This window comes from Bradyrhizobium liaoningense (genome assembly GCF_018130825.1).
Classification (GTDB): domain Bacteria; phylum Pseudomonadota; class Alphaproteobacteria; order Rhizobiales; family Xanthobacteraceae; genus Bradyrhizobium; species Bradyrhizobium liaoningense_B.
In genome coordinates this window covers 424,531-445,442 of the sequence record NZ_JAFCJS010000001.1, presented here as the reverse complement: position 1 = coordinate 445,442, position 20,912 = coordinate 424,531, and the positions used below count along the sequence as shown (strand labels likewise).

Genomic DNA, 20,912 nt, shown 5'->3' with positions numbered 1-20,912 from the left:
GCGGCGCGCTTAAGCCGGGTTAATTTTGTGGGAGATTTTGCGGCGTCCTTGACGGGCACGTTTGCATTTTGTTCTAACCAAGGCCCCTGCCTGGAGCCCTCCCCCAATGCCCATCAGAGTTGCCACCTGGAACGTGAATTCGGTCCGGCAGCGGATCGATCTCCTCCTGACCTGGCTCAGGGAGTGCCAACCGGACATCGTCTGCCTCCAGGAGATCAAATGCATCGACGAGGCCTTCCCGCGGCTGGAGATCGAGGCGCTGGGCTACAACGTCGTCACGCATGGACAGAAGACGTTCAACGGCGTCGCCCTGCTCTCGAAGCTGCGCTTCGACGAGACCAAGTCGGGGCTCGCCGGCGACGATGAGGATGCCCATGCCCGTTTCCTCGAAGGCGTGGTGACGCTCAAGTCCGGCGTGATGCGGATCGCCTGCCTCTATCTGCCCAACGGCAATCCGGTCGGGACCGACAAATATCCCTACAAGCTCAAATGGATGTCCCGGCTTCTCGAGTATTCGAAGGAGCGCCTCAAGACCGAGGAGCCGCTGATCCTCGCAGGCGACTTCAACGTCATCCCGCATGCCCGCGACGTCTCCAATCCTGCCGCCTGGACCGAGGACGCCCTGTTCAAGGCCGAGACGCGCGAGAGTTTCCAGTCCCTGCTCGGCCTCGGCCTCACCGATGCCCTGCGGGCGGTGACCGACGAGCCGGGGCTCTACACCTTCTGGGATTACCAGGCCGGCGCCTGGCAGAAGAATCAGGGCCTGCGCATCGATCATCTGCTGCTGTCGCCGCAGGCCAGCGACAAGCTCGCCAATGTCGGAATCGACAGCTATGTGCGCGGCTGGGAGAAGCCGTCGGACCACGTGCCGGTGTGGGCGGATCTGGATCTCGAGGCGGCGTAAGCGCCGATCAGGTGGTGGGCACGGCGCCAAGGCGCCTTTGCCCACCCTACGGGACCTAGCCTACTCGCGGCGGCCCTGCACCCATTGTTCCAGCATTTGCAGGCACATGGCGCGGTCGTCGTCGGAGGCCTTGGCGAAGGCGCGGTTGTAGCTTTCCTTGATCCAGGTCTCGTCGCTACCTGCGCTGTCGCGCGCCAGCGTCAGCCACATCAGGCCGCGTGCGGCCTGCCGCGGCAGGCGGTCGCCGTTGAACAGCATCTGACCGAGCAGCGCCTGGGCCTCGTGCTGGCCCTTCTGCGCGGCAAGGCCGAGCCAGCGGGCGCCATAGCGGAAGTCCTCGCGCGAGGCGTCCGGCGTCTTCAGGTACAGCCGGGCGAGATCGTACTGGGCATCCGCGTTGCCGAAATAGGAGGCCGCATAGGAGAACATCTCCCGCGCCCGCTCCGGATCCGCCTTGATCTTCGAGTTCGGGATGCCGCTGAGGTAGTAGCGGCCGAGCGCGACGAAGGCGTTGGCCACGACCTGCGCCTGCGGCGCCGAGGGGCTGTCCTCGGCGTGTGCGTTCGCGATCCGGCTGAAATATTCGAAGGCCCGCATGTCGTCCTGGGCGACGCCGTCGCCATTGGCGTACATGCGGCCGAGCTTCCACTGCGCGATGGGATGACCGCCCTCGGCGGCATATTGCAGGGCGCTGAGCGAGGTTTCCTGGGTCGCCGGCGGCACCTTGCCGCGCACCGCGCCCGCGGCGCCCGGCAGCGTGGTCACGACGGGGATGGTCGCGTCCTTCTGGTTGACCGGCGCGCCGTCAAAGGCGAGCGCGGGCGCGACCAGCGCACTGGCCCCCAACACAAACGCAACTATGGCACGCCTAGATGTCCGCATAGCACTGTTTCTCGTGCGCGCCGCCCGGATGGGTCACAGCCCCCCCGACCGCTGGTCCAACCTGCTGAGCATATTTCCAGAGCGCGCCCGTCGTGTGGTTAGTCGCGCGAGCGGTCCATTTGGTCTTGCGCTGGGCAAGCTCCTGGTCGCTCAATTTTACGTTAAGGGTACCGGCGTCCGCATCGATCTCGATGATGTCGCCGTCCTCGAGCAGCCCGATCGGGCCGCCGACGGCGGCCTCGGGCCCGACATGGCCGATGCAGAAGCCGCGGGTGGCGCCGGAGAAGCGGCCGTCGGTGATGAGCGCGATCTTGCCGCCCATGCCCTGGCCGGTCAGCGCCGCGGTGGTCTGGAGCATTTCCCGCATGCCGGGGCCGCCCTTGGGGCCCTCGTAGCGGATGACGATGACTTCGCCTTCCTTGTAGGTGCGGTTCTGGACCGCCTCGAACGCGTCCTCCTCCCGGTCAAAGCACCTGGCCGGACCGGTAAACTTGAGGTTGGACATTCCCGCGACTTTCACGATCGCACCTTCTGGCGCCAAATTGCCCTTCAGACCGACCACACCGCCCGTGACGGTGATGGGTTTGTCTGCCGGGTGCACCACGTCCTGGTGCGGATTCCACTTCACGCTTTTGAGGTTTTCGGCGATCGTTCGACCGGTGACCGTAATGCAGTCGCCGTGGAGAAATCCGTTGTCGAGCAGCGTCTTCATCAGAAGCGGTATGCCACCTACTTCAAACATGTCTTTGGCGACATAACGGCCGCCCGGCTTCAAATCCGCGACATACGGTGTCTTTTTGAAGATTTCGGCGACGTCGAATAAGTCAAACTTAATGCCCGCCTCATGGGCGATCGCCGGCAGGTGCAGCGCAGCATTGGTCGAACCGCCGGAGGCCGCGACGACGGCGGCGGCATTCTCCAGCGCCTTGCGGGTGACGATGTCGCGTGGCCGGAGGTTTTGGGCGATCAGGTCCATCACCTTCTCGCCCGCGGTCATGCAGAAAGCGTCGCGGATCTCATAGGGTGCCGGAGCACCGGCCGAGTACGGCAGCGCGAGGCCGATCGCCTCGGAGACGGTCGCCATGGTGTTGGCGGTGAACTGCGCGCCGCAGGCGCCCGCGGAGGGGCACGCCACGCGCTCGATCTCGTCGAGGTCCTCGTCCGACATGGCGCCGACCGAGTGCTTGCCGACGGCCTCGAACATGTCCTGCACGGTGACCTGCTGCCCGCGGAAATTGCCGGGCAGGATCGAGCCGCCGTAGATGAAGATCGAGGGCACGTTGAGGCGGACCATCGCCATCATCATGCCGGGCAGCGATTTGTCGCAGCCGGCAAGGCCCACCAGCGCGTCGTAGGCGTGGCCGCGCACGGTCAGCTCGACGGAGTCGGCGATGCATTCGCGCGACGGCAGCGAGGAGCGCATGCCGTCATGGCCCATGGCGATGCCGTCGGTCACGGTGATGGTGCAGAACTCGCGCGGCGTGCCGCCGGCGGACGCGACGCCCTTCTTCACCGCCTGTGCCTGCCGCATCAGGGCGATGTTGCAGGGAGCGGCTTCATTCCAGCAAGAGGCGACGCCGACGAAGGGCTGGTGGATCTGCTCTGTGGTCAGACCCATGGCGTAGAAGTAGGACCGGTGCGGCGCGCGCGCAGGGCCTTCCGTCACGTGACGGCTCGGCAGCCTCTGCTTGATGTTAGTCTTCGCGTCCATCGCAACCAGTTTCCCCGGTCAACCCTTTCAGACCCGAAAAATCAGAGCCAAGATTTGAATCGACCTTGGGATTTCCCGTCGCCTTCGCGGACCGCCGCTCCCGCTGAAAAACTTAGAGCGATTTTATTCATGTTCGGGTGTGGCCAAAAAGCGGCGGTGATGCGAACTACTGGCGATGAGGGCTTAATCCGGAATGGGTGTTGCGCAGACAGCACAATCGTTACCGGGAAGACACGGAGACAGCTACTCCGGTACCACCGCGAAGATGACAGTCCACAGCTTGAGATTTTGCGACAAAGACAACGCACGCGGTTTGGTCCGACGGGCGGGCACACCCACGGAGTGAGTCGCGGGCCGCCCCTCGCGGAACGAGCGGCATCGCTCGCGTCCCCGGCTCGGCAGCACACCGTCGAAGGGACGCCGCGCTGCGTCCGGGGCACGAGTGCGGAGTGTGGCGCACGCTCTCTCCAAGTCGTCATTGCGAGCGCAGCGAAGCAATCCAGTGGCTTTCCGCGGAGGGATTCTGGATTGCTTCGCTGCGCTCGCAATGACGGAGCATGGGGCAGCAGCGTCGCTCGTTCGGCTTGCATTTCGACTTGCAGACATGCCTTCGCATCCTCGCGGCTGATTTCGCCCGAGCTTTGTTTCGTCACTCCACCCTCTTATCCAAGAGGGCGCAGGGAAGGACGGGTGCCGGCGGCACCCGCGGTCCGCTGCGCGAAGATGTAGCGCAAAGAGACCGCACAGCAGCATACAGGTGAAGCCCAACACACGGCCTTCCCTGCGCGATGGTCGGACGGCTTATGCCGTGCTCTCCCGGGAGCCGAATTCCCTCTGGCCTCCCTCACCTCGCGAATTGACGATGCCGTCTGCCCGGTTGGGCTCGCGCGCATCTTCGCGAAAGGCTTGACCGTAGCAACGACGGCCAGGACCACACGGTTTTGCCGTACGCGCGTTCGTTGACGCCACAGGGTTCGACGGCCTTGTGCACGTTGCCATCGAAATGTTGGCGCGACGAACTCACCGCGCCGCTCATCCGCACGCGGTTACGAGCTCACAGGGACTACCCGCCCTGCCCGCCACCTGTTCGTGCCGACGCTGCCGCGTCCACCGCAAGCCCGGCTCACGTATCGTGACGACAACATGATCGCCCCTCAAGGATGAACCGGGATGGGCGATTCATACGATAAATCCGAATTTCGGTAAAGTGGAATATTTTCATGAAAAGGCGTTGACAGCCGGCGACACAGCCCGGTCCCGGAGCCCGGATGAGCCCACGGGTCGGCGCGAAGCGCCGCCCGATGACAGGCTCCGCGACATCCGGGATCTCCACGAGTGACTTCCCGGGTATCGCGGCGCTCATCCGAGCTATGAGTGGCCGCTCAGGCCGACATCGCTCCCTTGCGCCCGAACGGAGCAACCAGGCGGGCGATCTCGCAGACAGCGACGAGGCCGGCGAGCCAGACGGCGCCGAGAAGCCCAAGCCGCGTCACGATGGCGGCGGAGAAGGCGCCCTCTCCGCCCAAAAACGGCGTCGCGGCGAGCAACACGAATTCATAGGTCGCGTAGGCCGCGACAAGCGTGACGGCCAGGATCAGTGGCGTGCGCCCCTGCGGTAGCGCACGAAGCAGCGCGGACGACGCCGCGGTCGCCATCAGCGCAGCGGCACCGATCACAAAGCCCCAGGCGAGCGTGCTGCCATCGACCGGATAACGCAGCACGCCGAACCCGATGCTCTGGTTCACCAGCCAGGCCCCGGTGACGACGAGCAGCGCGGAGCGCAGCGGCAGCATCGCGGCTGCGACGACGGCGAAGGCTGCGAACGGTGTTGCGCAGGCGAGCGCGAGGCTTGCCAGCGCGCATGACGCGGTCAGCAAGGCAAGACAGAACATCGGCGCAAAGCGCGATGCGACGGGGTGAAGGCGGAAACGATGGGCGTCGGGCGAAAGCATCTCGGCAGGCATCATGGATCTCCGTCGGCGATCCTAGCACATGTGCCGAGGGGCCTCGATAGGGCACGAACGCGAGCCGCGGCCGCAGCCGGACCTAGGCGGGCTCTTTCTCCGGAGGCGTCCGGATCACCGCCCGCTCGCCGGCGTCGACGAGCTGACTGATGCCGGTCCGGCCTGCGAGCGCACAGCGGATGATGTTTTCGGCGACCGATCTGCGGAAGCCGTGGTCCTCGCCGCGCGGACGACTGCGGCAGACCCGATCCAGCGCCAGCTTCATGTTGATCCGGGTGCGGGTGTCGAAATGCTCGCTGATCATTCCCAGAACCTCGATCGCGTTGATGTCGGTGGCGGAAACGCTTCAGCGATCGGCCGGGTTCCAAAAACGGAAACGAGCCGTGCCCAGCCCGCTACGTCCGGCCTCTCGGACGCTGGGCCTGCGCCCACGCCACGGCAACGTCGCGCGGCGGAACATCAATACGCCGGATCGGGGTCAATTCGCCAGAAGCGGAGATGATCGCGGTTTCCTCGCGGCGGCAGCGCGGGCACACGAAGCGAACCTCATGCGGGGACGCCGACCAGCTCGATCGCTTCACATTGGCCGCCATCGGCCAAGTCTTGCATTTCGAGCACGACACCAGAAACCGGCCGGGATCAAGCATACCCATTCCATCGGACTCCGAGTCCTGCCCGCCCCTTCAATGATTAACCCATGTGAATCGTTCCGGTGCCTTGGCACCGTCAGCCTTTGGCGGCGGCTCACCGGGACGATGGCCACAAGAGATGACGCCGTTGCGACCCTTGCAAACCGCCGGCCGGTCAGTGCGCGCCCTTGAGGGTGCAGGAGGTCGAGCAGGTGACCGTATTGCCGCGGTCGCACGCCTTGCAGGCGGCCACGCACTGGTTCATGTCGCGGGGGTTATAGGAGCTGTAGTTGCGCATCGGGCAGATCGAGGTCGAGCCCGTGATGTCCTGCTCCTGGTTGCAGGCCGTCATTGTGAACGCGAGGACAAGTAACGCAAGAACACGCATGGGATCGCCTGCAGAAGGACCATCAAAGCGACGACCACGAGGCACACTGCGCCGCAACGGGCCCCGGCACTCCCATTGCGAGGAAGCCGCACGGCATCCCTTCGCATCAGCATCAAGCATGCGCGAGAAACGTTAAGAACGGCTTTCAGCCGCGGACCCGCGGTGTCGCGAGAGTTCCGCACATCAAGCGCGGCGCGAAGGTCCGCGCCTTGCCGCAAGCCCTTGCCTCAAGCTTGTGCCCCAACCGTCGCCTCAGGCCGCAGCCCTGGTCGCGACCGCACGGCGCGTCTCGTTCGCGAGCTGGTAATAGTGCTCGGCGAGCTTGAGATAGAATTCGCGCTTGGTGCTGTCGGTGGCGAGCTTGGCGATCAGCTCGCATTCGGCGGTGAGCGTCTCGAACCGTTCCAGCCTGTCCTCAAGTTCTGTCATCGGCGTGTCCCCATCAAACGCCTCAAGGACAATCAATCTAAGCCCGGGAAATAGGTCACGGCGAACATCGTTATGGGGTAGCATCAATTTTCGTCGGCGCAGGCTGCGACGACGCTGCGGCGGCTCATTTCTGCTCCAGCCGCCAGGCGCCGTCCCAGCCCGCCTCCGGCGGACTGGCCTCGAACTGCGCGATGCGATCGAGCAGCACGCGCGAGGGACCATCGCCAGGGACGGCTTCGAGCGCCGCGTTGAAGGCGGCACGAGCTTCGGTGAAGCGGCAGGCGCGATAGGCGGCGAGACCTTCGGCATAATGCCGTCGCAGGCTCGCTTGCGCTTCGGTCAGCGCGCCTGCCCTGCCCAACACCTCGAAGATCGGCTGCGGCGCGCTCTGGCCGGCGACCGCGAGACGATCGATCTCACGCAGCTCAAGCTGCGGGCCGATCGCATCAGCAGTCGCCTGCGAGATCAGGATGCGGGTGCCGTAGACCTTGTTGACGGCCTCGAGTCGCGAGGCGAGGTTCACGGCATCGCCCATCACAGTGAAGCTCATCATCAGCTCGGAGCCGATGCTGCCGGTCAGGACCTCGCCGGTGGCAATGCCGATCCGCAGGTCGCAGGGACCCGGCATGGCGCGGATGCCGAGCAGATCTGGCAGCTGCTTCTGCAGCGCGGGCACCTGGTCGGCCATCTCGATGGCGGCGAGGCCGGCGAGCAGCGCCGGCTCGTCCTCCTCGATGAAGGGCGGGCCCCAATAGGCCATGATGGCGTCGCCGATATATTTGTCGATGACGCCGCGATTGCTCCTGATCGGGCCTGACATGACCGTGAAGTAGTGGTTCATCACCTTGACGAGGCCGCGCGGGGTCATGCCCTCGCTCATCGAGGTGAAGCCGCTCATGTCGCAGAACATGATCGTCATCACCCGACGCTGACCGTCGATGGCGACCTCCGGCCGGTCGATCAGGCCCTGCACCACCTTGGGATCGATGTAGCGGCCGAAGGTCTCGCGGATGCGCTCGTTGTGCCTGAGCTGCTCGATCATGCGGTTGAAGGCGGCGGCGAGCTCGCCGATCTCGTCCTGCGTCGAGACCGTGATGGGCTTGTCGAACCGACCCGCCTCGACCTCGCGGGTGCCGGCGAGCAGGAGCCGCACCGGACGCGTGATGCCGCTGGAGACCAGCAACGCAAAGACAAAGCCCACAATGGCGGCGAGGGCGGTGACGAGGCCAGAGATGATCATCGCCTGATGCTGATGACCGATCACCGTCGCCGTGGAGGCAAACACCTGCTTCAGCATGTCGGCGCGAATGGCGTCGATCTTCTGGTTGAACTGGTCGCGTAACAGGTCGATGTGCTCGAGCGTGTTGCGGGCCTCCACCATCTGCTTGGCATCGATCTGCTTGAGCAGCTTTGCGTGATCCTCGTCCTGGTCGCGCCGCAGCTCGCTGACGGCGGTCTCGATGCGGATATCGATCCGCGCCAGGGCGGCATTGTCGGACGGCGTCCTGGTATCGTTGATGATCGCGTTGATCAGCTTGCGCGCGCTTTCGGCCTCTTCCTCGATCTTGCGGTCCGCTGCCTCGAACTCGCGCAGGCGCGCTGCATAGGCCTCCTCGTCCGTCGGCGACTGCATCCTCATCATGACCATGCGCCGCAGCGCCACCGCCCGCTCCAGCGAGCGGATATTGGCGCGCGCCAGATCGCCATAGGCCGGGATGTAGCGGTTCGTCAGCTCGTCCAGCAGGACTCCGACCTGGCTCGACATCACCATCGACAGGATCGAGGTGACCAGCATCAGGACGATCAATCCGAGGGCGATGCCGACGATCTTGCGCCGGATCGACTGGTTGAAAATCGGCATAGGTGCGGGGCAAAGGCTAAAGGACGGATTGAGGAACTCAATATACCGGATTTCGGCTGGGGAACACGCGCAATCTGGCTGCTGCGACGCTGCAGACCGCGCACAACCGGCGCGCGAGCCCAAATCGTTAACAAAGGTTAAAGCGCCTGCCCTTTTCTCATTTGCGGAAGTTCCCTTGCGTCATCCGTATTTTGCCGCATTGTTGCGACAGCGTGACAAATGCGAGACGATGCCGTGGCACCGTTCTCGGTGTCTTGATTCTCAAGCCGCATACGATCGCGGACCTTGGTTTGTAGTGGTTTCGCAGGGGGACCATCCAATGAACCAGTGCCTACGCTCGCTCGCGTGTGTCGTTGCCGTGGCCGCTTTGGCCCTCCTTCCGTCGGAGCTGGCAGCGAAGAGCAGTCATAAATCGTCTGCGTCGAAGAAGACGCATGAGGCGAAAGCCACTGGCAAGGCCGGCAAGCCGCGCCATGCCGCGGCGAAATCCCGTCACGGCAAGCATGCCGAGGCCAAACGCAAGTCGAAGCAGCAGGACGACGCGCCCGCGGACAAGCCCGCCGCGCCGCCGCTCACCGGCGATCTCGCCGCGCTGAAGGACGCGATCGATCTTACGCGCAAGGGCAAGACCGACGACGCGAGCGCGGCGCGGGACCGCATCGCCGATCCCGCCGGGCAGAAGCTCGCCGACTGGTTCATGCTGCGCCATTCCGAGAGCACCGCGAATTTCAAGCGCTACGCCGGCTTCCTCGCCGCCAACCCGGACTGGCCGAGCAGCGCGCTGTTGCGCCGCCGCGCCGAGGCGCGGCTGTGGCAGGAGAAGGCCGACGCCGCCACCGTGCACAAATTCACGATGGACCGGCCGACCAGCGCCAAGGGCAAGTTCGCGCTTGCCCGCGTGCTGCTCACCGAAGGCGAGAGCGACAGGGCCGCGCGGCTGGTGCGCGAGGCCTGGCGTACGGACGAATTGTCCGAGCGCAGCGAGGAAGACTCCTACGAGACGTTCCGCGATCTGCTGAACGCCGACGATCATCGCGCCCGCATGGACAAGCGGCTCGGCGCCAAGGACTATGCCGGCGCAAGACGCGCGGCCAAACGGCTCGGCGAGGATGAGCTCGCGATCGTCAAGGCGTGCGCCGCGGTCACGAGCAAGGCGAACAAGGCCAAGGACTATCTCGACGATATCGCGAGCGATGCGCGCCGCGATCTCGGCTATGTGCTGTGCCGCGCGCAATGGCATCTGCAGAAGGACCGTATCGACGATGCGGCCGAGGTGATCCTCGCCGCCGCGCCCGACACGATGGCCGCGCAGGACACCGATGCCTGGTGGCGCGAGCGCCGCCTGCTGGCGCGCAAGCTGCTCGACCAGGGCAAGTTCAAGACCGCCTACGACGTGGTGCGCATGGCGGCGGTTCCCGAGAAGGAAGTCTACCGCGTAGACTATCATTTCATGTGCGGCTGGATCGCGCTGCGCTACCTCGATGACCCCAGGACGGCGATGGTGCATTTCGCCGCGATCGACGAAGGCTCGGCCAATCCGATCGCGCTGTCGCGCGCACATTACTGGCGCGGCCGCACGGCGGAAGCCATGGGTGCGACCGCCGATGCGCGCATGAGCTACAAGGCGGCGGCGCGCTATTCGACCGCCTATTACGGGCAGCTCGCCCGCGCCAAGCTCGGGCTCGACCGCATCGAGCTGCGTGCGCCCTCGCCCGTTCTCGCCTCCGCCGACACACCTCCTGCCGACGAGCGCGTGCGCGCCGCCGACATGCTCTACGGGATCGGCGAGCGTGACATGGTGTTCTACTACGCCGAGGATTTCGCCAAGGAGAGCACCGACGTCGCAGCGCTCGAAGCGCTCGGCGAGCTCGCCGGCCGGCGCAACGATGCGCGCGTCATGCTGGAGGTCGGCAAGACGGCGCTGGCGCGCGGGCTCGCGCTCGACCATTACGCCTTCCCGACCATCGGCATCCCCGAGCACAAGCAGCTCGCCCCGCCGATCGAGACCAGCATGATCTATTCGGTGGCGCGCACCGAGAGCTCGTTCGACCAGCGCGACAAGTCGCCCGCCAATGCGGTCGGACTGATGCAGGTGACGCCGGAAGCCGGCCGCGACACTGCAAAGCGCTTCGGCCTGACCTATGACTGGGACAGGATGGTCTCCGATCCCGTCTACAACACGCAGATGGGCGCAGCCGAGCTGAGCGCGCTGCTGTCGGAATATCGCGGCAACCAGATCATGACCTTCGCCGGCTACAATGCCGGCCGTGGCCGGGTGCGCGAATGGGTGCAGGCGCGCGGCGACCCCAGGGATCCGAATGTCGATCCGGTCGACTGGGTCGAGCGCATCCCGCTGTCGGAGACGCGCAATTACGTGCAGCGCGTGATGGAGAACGTGCTGGTCTACCGCGCCCGGTTCGAGAGCAGCGGCATGGTCGCGTCGAAATCCGAGCACCGCGTCACGACGCAGGAAGTGAGCGCGGAGCCAACGGCATCGGCCGCAGCCCCATCGCCCTAGCCTCGCGACCGCCGGGGCTGGACGCGGCGCGGGCTGGACGAGGTGACTGCGGCCGACTTCTCTGCGCGGCCGGCATCGAGCAGCTAGCGGTCACCTCCTTCCGGGGTCAGAAGGTCGTAGTCGCGCAGATAGGCTTCGGCCAGTGAGCGCGACAGCGCGCCCATCTGAAATACCCAGCTCCAGCCCGCAACTGCGGTCAGCACCGCGATCGCCTCGAACGGGCCGCGGCGGGGCCACAGCATGTCGATGACCGTCTGCTGGCTGTAGCAATCGTAGTCGCAATACCGCTCTTGCTTGGACACGTGCCGGACGTAACTCGAACCCAGCGGCCGGTCGCATGCGCTGCAGACCGTGCCGTGGCAGGGATGTTCCTGATTGACGAGCATGAATCTCAATGCCGTGTCCTTTCCTGCCGATGGAATATCCGCCGATACGTCCCGCCGGCCTCTCTGCTCAGGATGCCGCGCGCGCACGCCCCTCGATCAACGGCGCCTTCTCCTGGTGAATCGCGTAGCATTCGTAGCCGCAGTAGCGCAGCAGCGTCCTGGCGTCGCGCAGATAGCCAGCCTCGATCTCCTCGCAGCACCACAAGCACGAGGTCTTGCGAAACGGGGTCCTGCCGTTCACCAGTATGAATCTCACGTGGCACCTCCCAGCGCGAAGCAGTAGACCGTGTCGATCAGAGAGGCGGACGGCGGCGGCGCGCAGATATGGTTGCGGCCGTCGGGTTGTCGCGGTTGCGCTCCACCTTCTGGGACGGAATCAGGATGTATTTCCCGTCCTCCCGGCGCCGCGCGTAGATCCTGCCGTCGACGTAGCGTATCTCGGTCGGGTAGCAATCCGCATTGTTGCAGCAACTCAGAACCGGGTTGTCCGGCATGCGCCAGCCCGAATAGAATTTCTCGTGCAGCAGCTGATCCTGAGGCGGATGGTGACGATGCGAACCATCCCGTACGATTTCCTCGGCCTTCACGCCCGTCACCAGCGGAAGCGGCAGCGCGATCGCCAACAGGAGCTTGCAGCCACGGTTCAACTCACAGCCTCCGGACGAAGAAATGGCCTGACGGGCTAGGTGCGGCAGCCGATCTTCATGCCGCCTGACATCGGAACAGCCACAGGCGGTCGCGCTCGCGACGCGCCCTGAACCGGTCGAGACATTTCCGCGAGCAGAGCGGCGTACGCCAGGAGTAGTATCGGATCAGGCCGAACTTGCCGGCACAGACGGCACAGCCTTTGGAATCGAAACGGCGCTCTGAGTACTCGGGGCTATCGCACATCGTCCTCTCCTCTTGACCTCTTTGGGTCCTGGCTTCCTCGTGCGCAAATGCAGGAGGCGCCATGGTCGTCACGGAAAATGCGGCTTCTCAATCGTGACCGCCTGATTCATCCGGCAAGTCAGGGCGGCGGACGCAGAGCCAGGCTCTTTGGAGGCAACACGCCGAGCTTTTCGGCAATTTGTGCTCCGCAATCGTCTTCTCGATTGGCCGCAAGACTAGGCTCCCTGCAACGCACCGCTCAATTGTACGGAGGTAAATGCGCGCTAGAACTAGGATTGTGCGAGCTATACGTAGGTTTGTGCCGTAGTATTCCGGACACCGTCCACCCGCAACGAGACGGCGCAACGCGCGCAAGCTGCACGGCAATCGGGAATTCTGCCGCGAATCCGACTTTAGTCGGAGGGAATTGCCCCTGTTATTGCAAAGTGCTCTACTCGCCTTGACGCTGGCGAGCCGGGACGCTTGCGATGATGCCTGGCCAGATCATGAAAATCGGGAATTCGGCTGCACAATTCCTGCTCGGCGGCCTCGCGGCGCTTCGATCATTCGGCAACGGCGAGAAGGACGGGCCTGCGGTCGCAGACGCCGCACGGCAGAACACCGATCTGCGTGACGCCATGAAGCAATGGCGCGAGGTGTTCGAGCACAATCCGGTCATGTACTTCATGGTCGATCCGGCCGGAACGGTGCTCAACGTCAATACGTTCGGTGCCGCACAATTGGGCTACGCGACGGACGAGCTGATCGGCCAATCCGTGCTGAACGTCTTCTTCGAGGAGGACCACGACTTCGTTCGTCAATGCGTCGATTTGTGCCTCACGACCTTGGACCAGTCGCACACCTGGGAGATTCGCAAGTTCCGCAAGGACGGGTCGGTGCTCTGGGTCCGCGAAAACGCCAAGGCGATGCTGCGCAGCGACGGCACGCCGATCCTGCTGATCGCCTGTGAGAACATCACCGAGCGCAAGGAGACGGAGGATGCGCTGCGGCAGAGCGAGGCCTATCTCGCCCAGGCTCAGGAATTGAGCCACACCGGCAGCTTCGGCTTGAACCTTGTGACCGGCGAGGCGGTCTGGTCGAGGGAGACCTTCCGCATCTTCCAATGTGATCCGGCGACGAAGCCGACCCTGAGCTTCGTCTTTCAGCGCATCCATCCGGAGGATCGCGATACGGTCCGCGGCACCCTTGATCGGGCCTACCGCCTGGCGGAGAATTACGACCACGAATACCGCCTGCTGATGCCGGACGGATCGATAAAATATCTCCATTCCGTGGCACGCGCGGTGCGACACACATCCGGCCGCATCGAGTTTGCCGGAGCGGTGACCGATGTCACGAGCGCCAAGGAAGCGGAACAGAGGCTGCGCCGCAGTGAAGCCTATCTGGCTGAAGCCCAGCGCCTCAGCCAGACGAGCAGCTGGGCCTGGGACGTCCATCGTCAGGAGTTCGCCTACCGATCGACTGAACTCTATCGTCTGTTTGGGTTTGAGCCGGACCAGATCGATGTCCCGGCCAAGGCTTTCCAGCAACGTATCCTGCCGGAGGACTTTCAGCGGATCATCGAGATGGAGCGCGAAGCTATCAGGCAGAAGCAGCCCTTCCAGATCGACTTCCGGATTGTGCGCCCCGACGGTTCGATCAGACGCGTTCACAGCGAAGGGCATCCCGTGATAGGCCGCGACGGCGAGGTGATGGAAATCATCGGCACGCATGTCGACGTCACCGAGCAGTACGCGGCCAAGGATGCCCTGCATAAGGCGTTCGACGAGCTCAAGGCGTCCGAGCAGCGCTTCCGCGACTATGCCGAAACCGCATCGGACTGGTTCTGGGAGACCGGGCCTGACCACCGCATCACGCGGATATCCGAACATGCCGATACCTCCACCGCGCCGCCGACGGGCTTGATCGGCCTGACCCGCTGGGACATCCCACCCGACGCCGAGCTCGAGCCGGACAAATGGGAGCAGCATCGCGCGGCGCTCGATGCCCACGTTCCGTTCCGCGATCTGATCTACCGCAGCAGGGATCGTAACGGCTCGCCGATCTACGTGCGCACCAGCGGCAAGCCCTTCCATGATGCGCAAGGCAATTTTCTCGGCTATCGCGGCGTCAGCAGCGACGTCACGGCGGCGATCCGCGTCGAGCAGGCGGAAGAGGCGCTGCGCAAGGCGCAAAGCGAACTCGCCCATGTCACGCGCGTCACGACGCTCGGCGAGCTGACCACCTCGATTGCGCACGAAATCACCCAGCCTCTTGCCGCAGTGATCTCCAATGCGGACGCCTGCATCGCCTGGCTCGACCGCGAACCGGCCGATCTGAAGGCCGCGCGCCGTTCGGCCGAATGGATCGTCGAGGACGCCAATCGGGCAACCGAGGTGATCCGCCGGATCAGGGCGCTCGCGAAGAAGACCGAGATCGAGGTCGTTCCACTCGACGTCAACCAGGTCGTCAGGGAGGCTGTGGCGCTCGTTCGGCGCGAGCTCGCGACCCACGCGGTATCGGTGCGCATGGAGCTGGCGTCCGAGCTGCCCCGGATCTGCGGCGACCGGATCCAGCTCCAGCAGGTGCTGATCAACCTGGTGATGAACGGCATCGAAGCCATGCAGGGCAATGTGGACCTCCCGCGCGAACTGGCGATCCGCTCGCGCCGGGCCGACGATGACGACCGCCTCCTCCTCACCGTGACGGACCGCGGTGTCGGCCTCGGCAAAGACGTCAAGGAGCGCATCTTCACTCCCTTCTTCACGACGAAATCGAGCGGTCTGGGAATGGGACTGTCGATCTGCCGATCGATCATCGAGGCTCACGCGGGCCGGCTTTCGGCCTTTCAAAATGAGGGGCGCGGTGCAACATTCCAGATCGCCCTGCCCTTGCCGCACAAGGACTCGTCGTGACTGACCATGAAAAGCAGCCCCAGGCGAGCGCCGGTGATCCGGTCGTCCTGATCGTCGATGATGATCCGTCGATGCGCCGCGCGCTGACCAATCTCTTTCAATCGGTCGGTCTCAAGGTCGAAGCCTTCAGTTCGGCGGCTGAGATCATGGAGGCCAAACCGCCCGCGGTCCCCAGTTGCCTCGTGCTCGACATCCGCCTGCCTGGCTTGAGCGGCCTCGACCTCCAGGCCGACCTCGCCAAGGCCAATATTCACACGCCCATTATCTTCATCACCGGTCACGGCGATATCCCCATGACGGTGAGAGCCATGAAGAGCGGTGCCGTCGATTTTCTGACCAAGCCGGTGCGCGACCAGGACATGCTGGACGCGGTGCAAGCGGCGATCGAACGAGATCGCAAGCGGCGCGATGCCGAGAAGTCGATCTCGGGCGTGCGATCCCGTTTCGAGGGGCTGACACCACGCGAGCGCGACGTCCTCTCCCTGGTTGCATCCGGCCTGATGAACAAGCAGGTCGCCGCCGAGCTCGGATTAGCCGAAATCACCGTGAAGATCTATCGCGGGCAGATCATGCGGAAAATGGGGGCGAAGTCGTTGGCCGATCTCGTCAGGATGACCGACGCGCTCGGAATCCCGCGCAATAGGGGTCACCTGCAAACCTAAGTATGCTTTCCAAGCGCGCTCCGGTGGCCCACTTTCCCTGAAGCGGCTGAACCGCGGCCGGCGGCTCCCCGTTCAGGAGCGATCATCTTGTCAGTGCCTTCGATCATTTCCGTCATTGATGATGATGCCTCGGTTCGCCTTGCGACCAACAACCTCCTGACGTCGCGCGGATACACGGTCTACACCTTTGGCTCCGCTCACGAATTTCTCCAATCCGCCGAACTGGAGGCGACCTCCTGCGTGATCGCGGATGTGCAGATGGCGGCCATGAGCGGCGTCGAGTTGTTGACGCATATGCGCGGCCTCGGGCGCATCACCCCCTTCATTTTCATGACGGCCTTTCCGGACGAGGCCGTGCGCGACCGCGCGCTGAAGGCCGGCGCGATCGGCTTTCTCGCCAAGCCGTTTTCAACACGAGCCCTGATCGAGTGCCTGGAGACGGCACTTTCGGACGCCGGTGGCGCCACGATGTGATGCGGCGGCGCCGCGCCCCGCCGGTCCTCAGGGCAAGCCCTGCGCGCTGCGGCCAAAGCGAAGCGCTCAATCCACCTTGATGTTGGCGGCCTTGATGATCGGCCACCACTTTGCGATCTCGGCCTTTTGCCGCGCACCAAGCGCCTGCGGGGTGAGTTGATCCTGCGGCGTCATCTCCAGGCCCTGGTTTTCGAGCTGCTTCTTCACGGCGGGATCGTTCAGCGCCTCCACGGCCGCGGCATTGAGTTTGATCACGATCTCCTTCGGCGTGCCCTTCGGCACCCACATTCCCGACCACAGCGTCATGTTGAAGCCTTTCAGGCCGGCCTCCTCCGCGGTCGGGATATCCGGCGCGGACGCGAGGCGCTTGCTGTCGGTGATGGCATAGGCGCGGATGGTGCCGGCGCGGACCTGGTTGATGGAATTGGAGGTCTGGTCGACGATGATATCGATCTGGCCGGCGATCAGATCGTTCAGCGCAGGCGCGGTGCCGCGGTACGGAACGTATTGCAGCTTGATGCCGGAAACGCTCTCGAAATAGACGCCGGCGATGTGGCTGCCGGAGCCTGCACCGGCGGTGCCGGCGGTCGGCGGCGACGGCCGCGCCTTCAGCCATTCGATCAGTTCTTTCAACGAGGTCGCGGGCACCGCGTTCTTGCTGACCACGATCATCGGATTGCTCGGCAGCAGCACCACGGGTTCGAGGTCGGTGACGAGATCGTAGCTGAGCTTGTAGACGGCGCCGTTGGCGACGTGAGTGCCGAGATGACCGAAGGAGATGGTGTAGCCATCCGGCGGCGATTGTGCGGCGCGCCCGACGCCGATCGAGCCGCCCGCGCCGGTGACGTTCTCGATCACCAGGGGCTGGCCGAGCGAGGCCCGCATCCGCTCCGCGAGCACGCGCGCCATCGCGTCCGAGGGACCGCCGGCTGCGAAGGGAACGATGATCGTGATAGGGCGCGAAGGATAGTCGTCGGCGCGCGCTGCGCCTGCAAGAGCGAGAATACCGATCAGCCCGGCCCAGACGGCCTTCTTCATTGTCTTCTCCCCAGCGATGTCTTTGTTCTTTTTTGTCCCTTCCCGCGTACGGGAAGAGGGATCGGTCGTGAAGAGACGAAATGACGCGCCGGAGCGCGATGATCGCGCTCCGGCGGTCTGGTCGTACTTAGAACTGCGAGTAGTCGATCGGCTTGTGGCGGTCGAGCGTGCGGGTGACCGGCGGCAGCGGATATTTCAGGCCGGTCGCGCAGTTGAACAGCATCACGCGATCGGTCTTGCTGACGCGGCCGTCGGCAAGGCTCTCCTTGTAGGCGGCGTAGGTGGCCGCGCCCTCCGGGCACAGCAGCAGCCCCTCCTCGCGCGCGACCTCGTTCAGGGCCGACGAGATCTTGTCGTCGTCGACCGCGATGGCAAAGCCCTTGCTCTCCCGCACGGCGCGTAGGATGAGAAAATCGCCGATCGCCTGCGGCACGCGGATCCCTGACGCAATGGTGTGGGCGTCCTCCCAGCGCGTCGCATGCTCGGTGCCGGCCTCGTAAGCGCGCACCATCGGCGCGCAGCCCGAGGCCTGCACTGCGACCATGCGCGGGCGCTTGCTTCCGATGAAGCCGATCTTCTCGAGCTCGTCGAACGCCTTCCACATGCCGATCAGGCCGGTGCCGCCGCCGGTCGGATAGAAGATCACGTCGGGCACGTCCCAGCCGAGCTGCTCGGCGAGCTCGAGGCCCATCGTCTTCTTGCCTTCGATGCGGTAGGGCTCCTTCAGCGTCGAGGTGTCGAACCAGCCGACTTTCGCTTTCCCCTCGCCGACGATCTTGCCGCAATCGTCGATATAGCCGTTGACGCGGTAGACGGTCGCGCCCTGGAGCTCGATCTCGCTGACATTCACCTCGGGCGTATCGGCCGGGCAGAAGATCGTGGTCTTGATGCCGCAGGACGTCGCATAGGCCGCCAGCGCCGCGCCGGCATTGCCGTTGGTCGGCATCGCCATGTGCTTGATGCCGAGCGCCTTGCCCATCGACACCGCCATGACGAGGCCGCGCGCCTTGAACGAGCCGGTCGGCAGGCGTCCCTCGTCCTTGACGATGATCTCGCCGCCGCCGAGCTTCTTGCCGAGCTTCGGCAGCCGGATCAGCGGCGTCGTGACCTCGCCGAGCGAGACGATGTCCTTGCATTTGCGCACCGGCAGCAGCTCGCGGTAGCGCCACATGTCGCCGGGCCGGTTGCTGAGCGCGTCCTTGGTCAGCGCCTTCTTCACGCCGGCGAGGTCGTAGCGCACCAGAAGCGGCTTGCCGGCCTTGGAGAGATTGTGGACCTGGTCGGCCGCGTAGTGGTCGCCCTCCATCGCGCATTCGAGATGGGTGACAAAGGTCGGGCGCTCGATGGTGAGGTTGTCGTTGTCGTGCATGGGTTCATTCCCTCGCTCTTGTTCTGCTTGATTGCTACTGAACTCGTCACCCTGAGGCGCTCTTCATGCGGCGCAACGCGCCGTATGAAGAGCCTCGAAGGGCGACGAGCCCTACTGCTGCGTCTCGGCCGTGCATCCTTCGAGGCTCGGCCAACGGTGCCTTGCACCGCTGACCTCGCACCTCAGGATGACGGAATTGGCAGCGGCGCGCGGCGCAGCCGCCCGATCATCAAATATTCAACACCCGTCCATACGCATCCAGCACGGCTTCCTTCATCATCTCCGACAGGGTCGGATGCGGGAACACCGTGTGCATCAGCTCTTCTTCCGTGGTCTCCAAATTCATGGCGACGACGTAGCCCTGGATCAGCTCGGTCACTTCCGCGCCGACCATGTGGGCGCCAAGCAGCTGACCGGTCTTCTTGTCGAAGATGACCTTGACGAGACCCTGGTCCTCGCCGAGGGCGATCGCCTTGCCGTTGCCGACGAAGGGAAAGCGCCCAACGCGGATCTCGCGGCCGCTCTCTTTCGCCTTCGCTTCGGTGAGGCCCACGGAGGCGACCTGCGGATGGCAGTAAGTGCAGCCCGGGATCATGTTCTTGTCCATGGGATGCGGATGCAGGCCCTTGATCGCCTCGACGCAGATCACGCCCTCATGCTCGGCCTTGTGCGCGAGCATCGGGGGACCAGAGACGTCGCCGATGGCGTAGATGCCGGGGACATTGGTCTTGCCGTAGCCGTCGACCACGATGATGCCGCGGTCGGTCTTCACGCCGAGCTTCTCCAGGCCGAGATTCTCGATGTTGCCGACGACACCGACCGCCGAGATCACGCGTTCGAACTCGGTGGTCACTGGCTTGCCCTTGCCGTCGTCGATGGTGGCGACGACGCTATCGGTCTTCTTCTCCAGCTTGGTCACCTTGGTCGAGGACATGATCTTGATGCCCATCTTCTCGAAGCGCTTGCGCGCGAGACCCGCGATCTCGGCGTCCTCGACGGGCAGGATCTGCGGCAGCACCTCGACCACGGTGACGTCGCTTCCCATGGTGTGGAAGAAGGAGGCGAACTCGATGCCGATTGCGCCGGAGCCGACCACCAGCAGCGATTTCGGCATCCGCTCCGGCACCATCGCCTCGAAATAGGTCCAGATCAGCTTCTTGTCGGGCTCGAGCCCGGGCAGCACGCGCGGCCGCGCGCCGGTCGCGACGATGATGTGCTTGGCCTGGTAGGTCCCCTCGCCCAGCGCGCCCTTCGGGCCCTCGACATCGGACTTCTTCACGGTGATCTTGCCGGGCGCGTCGATGGAAGCCGCGCCCCAGATCACGCTGACCTTGTTCTTCTTCATCAGGAAGCCGACGCCGTCGTTCAGCCGCTTCGAGACGCCGCGCGAGCGCTGCACCACAGCCTTCGGATCGAACGAGACCTTCTCGGCCGACAGGCCGTAATCCTTGGCGTGCTGCATGTAGTGGTAGATCTCGGCCGAACGCAGCAGCGCCTTGGTCGGGATGCAGCCCCAGTTCAGGCAGATGCCGCCAAGATAGGACTTTTCGACGATCGCCGTCTTCAAGCCGAGCTGCGCGGCGCGGATCGCGGTGACATAGCCGCCGGGACCGGAGCCGATGATGATGACGTCGAAGGATGTATCGGCCATGGCGGCTCCCGTTCAACTCAAGAGGCGCCGCGGGCGCGGCGCTTGACCAGAAAAGACCTCACCAGCCATTCGAGCAGCACCGCCAGGACCATGATGGCCAACGCGGTGAGAACGATGGGCTGAGCGATGTTCCGTGCCAGCTGCTCGCCGGCAAAGAACGCAGAGTGAAGAAATTCGAGCCCAACCGGGTTGAGCGCGACGACGGCTCCAAGCAGCAGCGATATCCATGGCCAGCGGGTACGGACATGCAACGTTGCGCCC

At 64.5% G+C, this 20,912-nt stretch carries 19 protein-coding genes; 5 read left to right on the top strand and 14 right to left on the bottom strand.

All coding sequences use genetic code 11. From position 1 onward, the window contains the following. Positions 1–106: 106 nt before the first annotated feature. Positions 107–904 carry an exodeoxyribonuclease III gene (gene xth / locus JQ603_RS02150; RefSeq protein WP_212336105.1) on the top strand — a complete coding sequence of 266 codons (798 nt, stop codon included), beginning with the start codon at positions 107–109 and terminating at the stop codon, positions 902–904. A 60-nt stretch (positions 905–964) separates the two neighbouring features. On the opposite strand, the gene JQ603_RS02145 is transcribed toward xth, so the two are convergent. From JQ603_RS02145 to JQ603_RS02115, 7 genes are all read right to left on the bottom strand, one after another. Further along, positions 965–1,786: a tetratricopeptide repeat protein gene (locus JQ603_RS02145; RefSeq protein WP_212336104.1), complete on the bottom strand. Its 822-nt coding sequence runs from the start codon at positions 1,784–1,786 to the stop codon at positions 965–967. Beyond that, a complete protein-coding gene (gene ilvD / locus JQ603_RS02140) occupies positions 1,773–3,497 on the bottom strand; it encodes a dihydroxy-acid dehydratase (protein ID WP_212336103.1) in 1,725 nt (574 codons plus the stop codon). The genes JQ603_RS02145 and ilvD overlap by 14 nt, the downstream gene beginning before the upstream one ends. A 1,382-nt stretch (positions 3,498–4,879) precedes the next feature. Then, positions 4,880–5,464 (bottom strand): hypothetical protein, encoded by a 585-nt coding sequence (locus tag JQ603_RS02135; RefSeq protein ID WP_433996617.1) that lies wholly within the window; start codon positions 5,462–5,464, stop codon positions 4,880–4,882. 79 nt (positions 5,465–5,543) lie between these two features. Further along, positions 5,544–5,765: a hypothetical protein gene (locus JQ603_RS02130; RefSeq protein WP_212336101.1), complete on the bottom strand. Its 222-nt coding sequence runs from the start codon at positions 5,763–5,765 to the stop codon at positions 5,544–5,546. A 500-nt stretch (positions 5,766–6,265) separates the two neighbouring features. After that, positions 6,266–6,478, bottom strand: a complete 213-nt coding sequence (locus JQ603_RS02125; RefSeq protein ID WP_212336100.1) for a hypothetical protein — start codon at positions 6,476–6,478, stop codon at positions 6,266–6,268. A gap of 252 nt (positions 6,479–6,730) precedes the next feature. Further along, the gene (locus tag JQ603_RS02120; RefSeq protein ID WP_212336099.1) at positions 6,731–6,907 is read right to left on the bottom strand and encodes a hypothetical protein; all 177 of its coding nucleotides are present in this window, start codon (positions 6,905–6,907) and stop codon (positions 6,731–6,733) included. Positions 6,908–7,031: 124 nt separating this feature from the next. Next, positions 7,032–8,768, bottom strand: a complete 1,737-nt coding sequence (locus tag JQ603_RS02115) for an adenylate/guanylate cyclase domain-containing protein (RefSeq protein WP_212336098.1) — start codon at positions 8,766–8,768, stop codon at positions 7,032–7,034. A gap of 319 nt (positions 8,769–9,087) precedes the next feature. On the opposite strand from JQ603_RS02115, the gene JQ603_RS02110 reads away from it, so the two are divergent. Then, positions 9,088–11,286: a lytic transglycosylase domain-containing protein gene (locus JQ603_RS02110; protein WP_212336097.1), complete on the top strand. Its 2,199-nt coding sequence runs from the start codon at positions 9,088–9,090 to the stop codon at positions 11,284–11,286. An 83-nt stretch (positions 11,287–11,369) separates the two neighbouring features. Here the strand turns inward: JQ603_RS02110 and JQ603_RS02105 are convergent, their stop codons facing one another. From JQ603_RS02105 to JQ603_RS02095, 3 genes are read right to left on the bottom strand one after another with little or no spacing between them, the layout of a single operon-like run. Next, positions 11,370–11,681 (bottom strand): hypothetical protein, encoded by a 312-nt coding sequence (locus JQ603_RS02105; RefSeq protein WP_245003350.1) that lies wholly within the window; start codon positions 11,679–11,681, stop codon positions 11,370–11,372. A 58-nt stretch (positions 11,682–11,739) separates the two neighbouring features. Then, on the bottom strand, positions 11,740–11,928 hold the full coding sequence (locus JQ603_RS02100) for a hypothetical protein (RefSeq protein ID WP_212338276.1): 189 nt from the start codon (positions 11,926–11,928) through the stop codon (positions 11,740–11,742). Positions 11,929–11,965: 37 nt separating this feature from the next. Continuing rightward, on the bottom strand, positions 11,966–12,295 hold the full coding sequence (locus tag JQ603_RS02095; RefSeq protein ID WP_245003349.1) for a hypothetical protein: 330 nt from the start codon (positions 12,293–12,295) through the stop codon (positions 11,966–11,968). A 735-nt stretch (positions 12,296–13,030) separates the two neighbouring features. Here JQ603_RS02095 and JQ603_RS02090 point away from each other — a divergent pair. From JQ603_RS02090 to JQ603_RS02080, 3 genes are all read left to right on the top strand, one after another. After that, a complete protein-coding gene (locus tag JQ603_RS02090; RefSeq protein ID WP_212336096.1) occupies positions 13,031–15,457 on the top strand; it encodes a PAS domain S-box protein in 2,427 nt (808 codons plus the stop codon). Beyond that, a complete protein-coding gene (locus JQ603_RS02085) occupies positions 15,454–16,119 on the top strand; it encodes a response regulator transcription factor (protein ID WP_212336095.1) in 666 nt (221 codons plus the stop codon). Before JQ603_RS02090 ends, JQ603_RS02085 begins: the two co-directional genes overlap by 4 nt. Before the next feature lie 87 nt (positions 16,120–16,206). Then, positions 16,207–16,593, top strand: a complete 387-nt coding sequence (locus JQ603_RS02080) for a response regulator transcription factor (protein ID WP_212336094.1) — start codon at positions 16,207–16,209, stop codon at positions 16,591–16,593. A 66-nt stretch (positions 16,594–16,659) separates the two neighbouring features. Here the strand turns inward: JQ603_RS02080 and JQ603_RS02075 are convergent, their stop codons facing one another. The 4 genes from JQ603_RS02075 to JQ603_RS02060 all read right to left on the bottom strand — a co-directional run bounded on the left by JQ603_RS02075 (position 16,660) and on the right by JQ603_RS02060 (position 20,902). Continuing rightward, on the bottom strand, positions 16,660–17,631 hold the full coding sequence (locus JQ603_RS02075) for a tripartite tricarboxylate transporter substrate binding protein BugD (protein WP_212336093.1): 972 nt from the start codon (positions 17,629–17,631) through the stop codon (positions 16,660–16,662). 127 nt (positions 17,632–17,758) lie between these two features. Further along, a complete protein-coding gene (locus JQ603_RS02070; RefSeq protein WP_212336092.1) occupies positions 17,759–19,000 on the bottom strand; it encodes a threonine synthase in 1,242 nt (413 codons plus the stop codon). A gap of 229 nt (positions 19,001–19,229) precedes the next feature. Next, positions 19,230–20,651 (bottom strand): dihydrolipoyl dehydrogenase, encoded by a 1,422-nt coding sequence (gene lpdA / locus JQ603_RS02065; protein WP_212336091.1) that lies wholly within the window; start codon positions 20,649–20,651, stop codon positions 19,230–19,232. 17 nt (positions 20,652–20,668) lie between these two features. Continuing rightward, a complete protein-coding gene (locus tag JQ603_RS02060) occupies positions 20,669–20,902 on the bottom strand; it encodes a hypothetical protein (RefSeq protein WP_212336090.1) in 234 nt (77 codons plus the stop codon). Positions 20,903–20,912 lie beyond the last annotated feature (10 nt).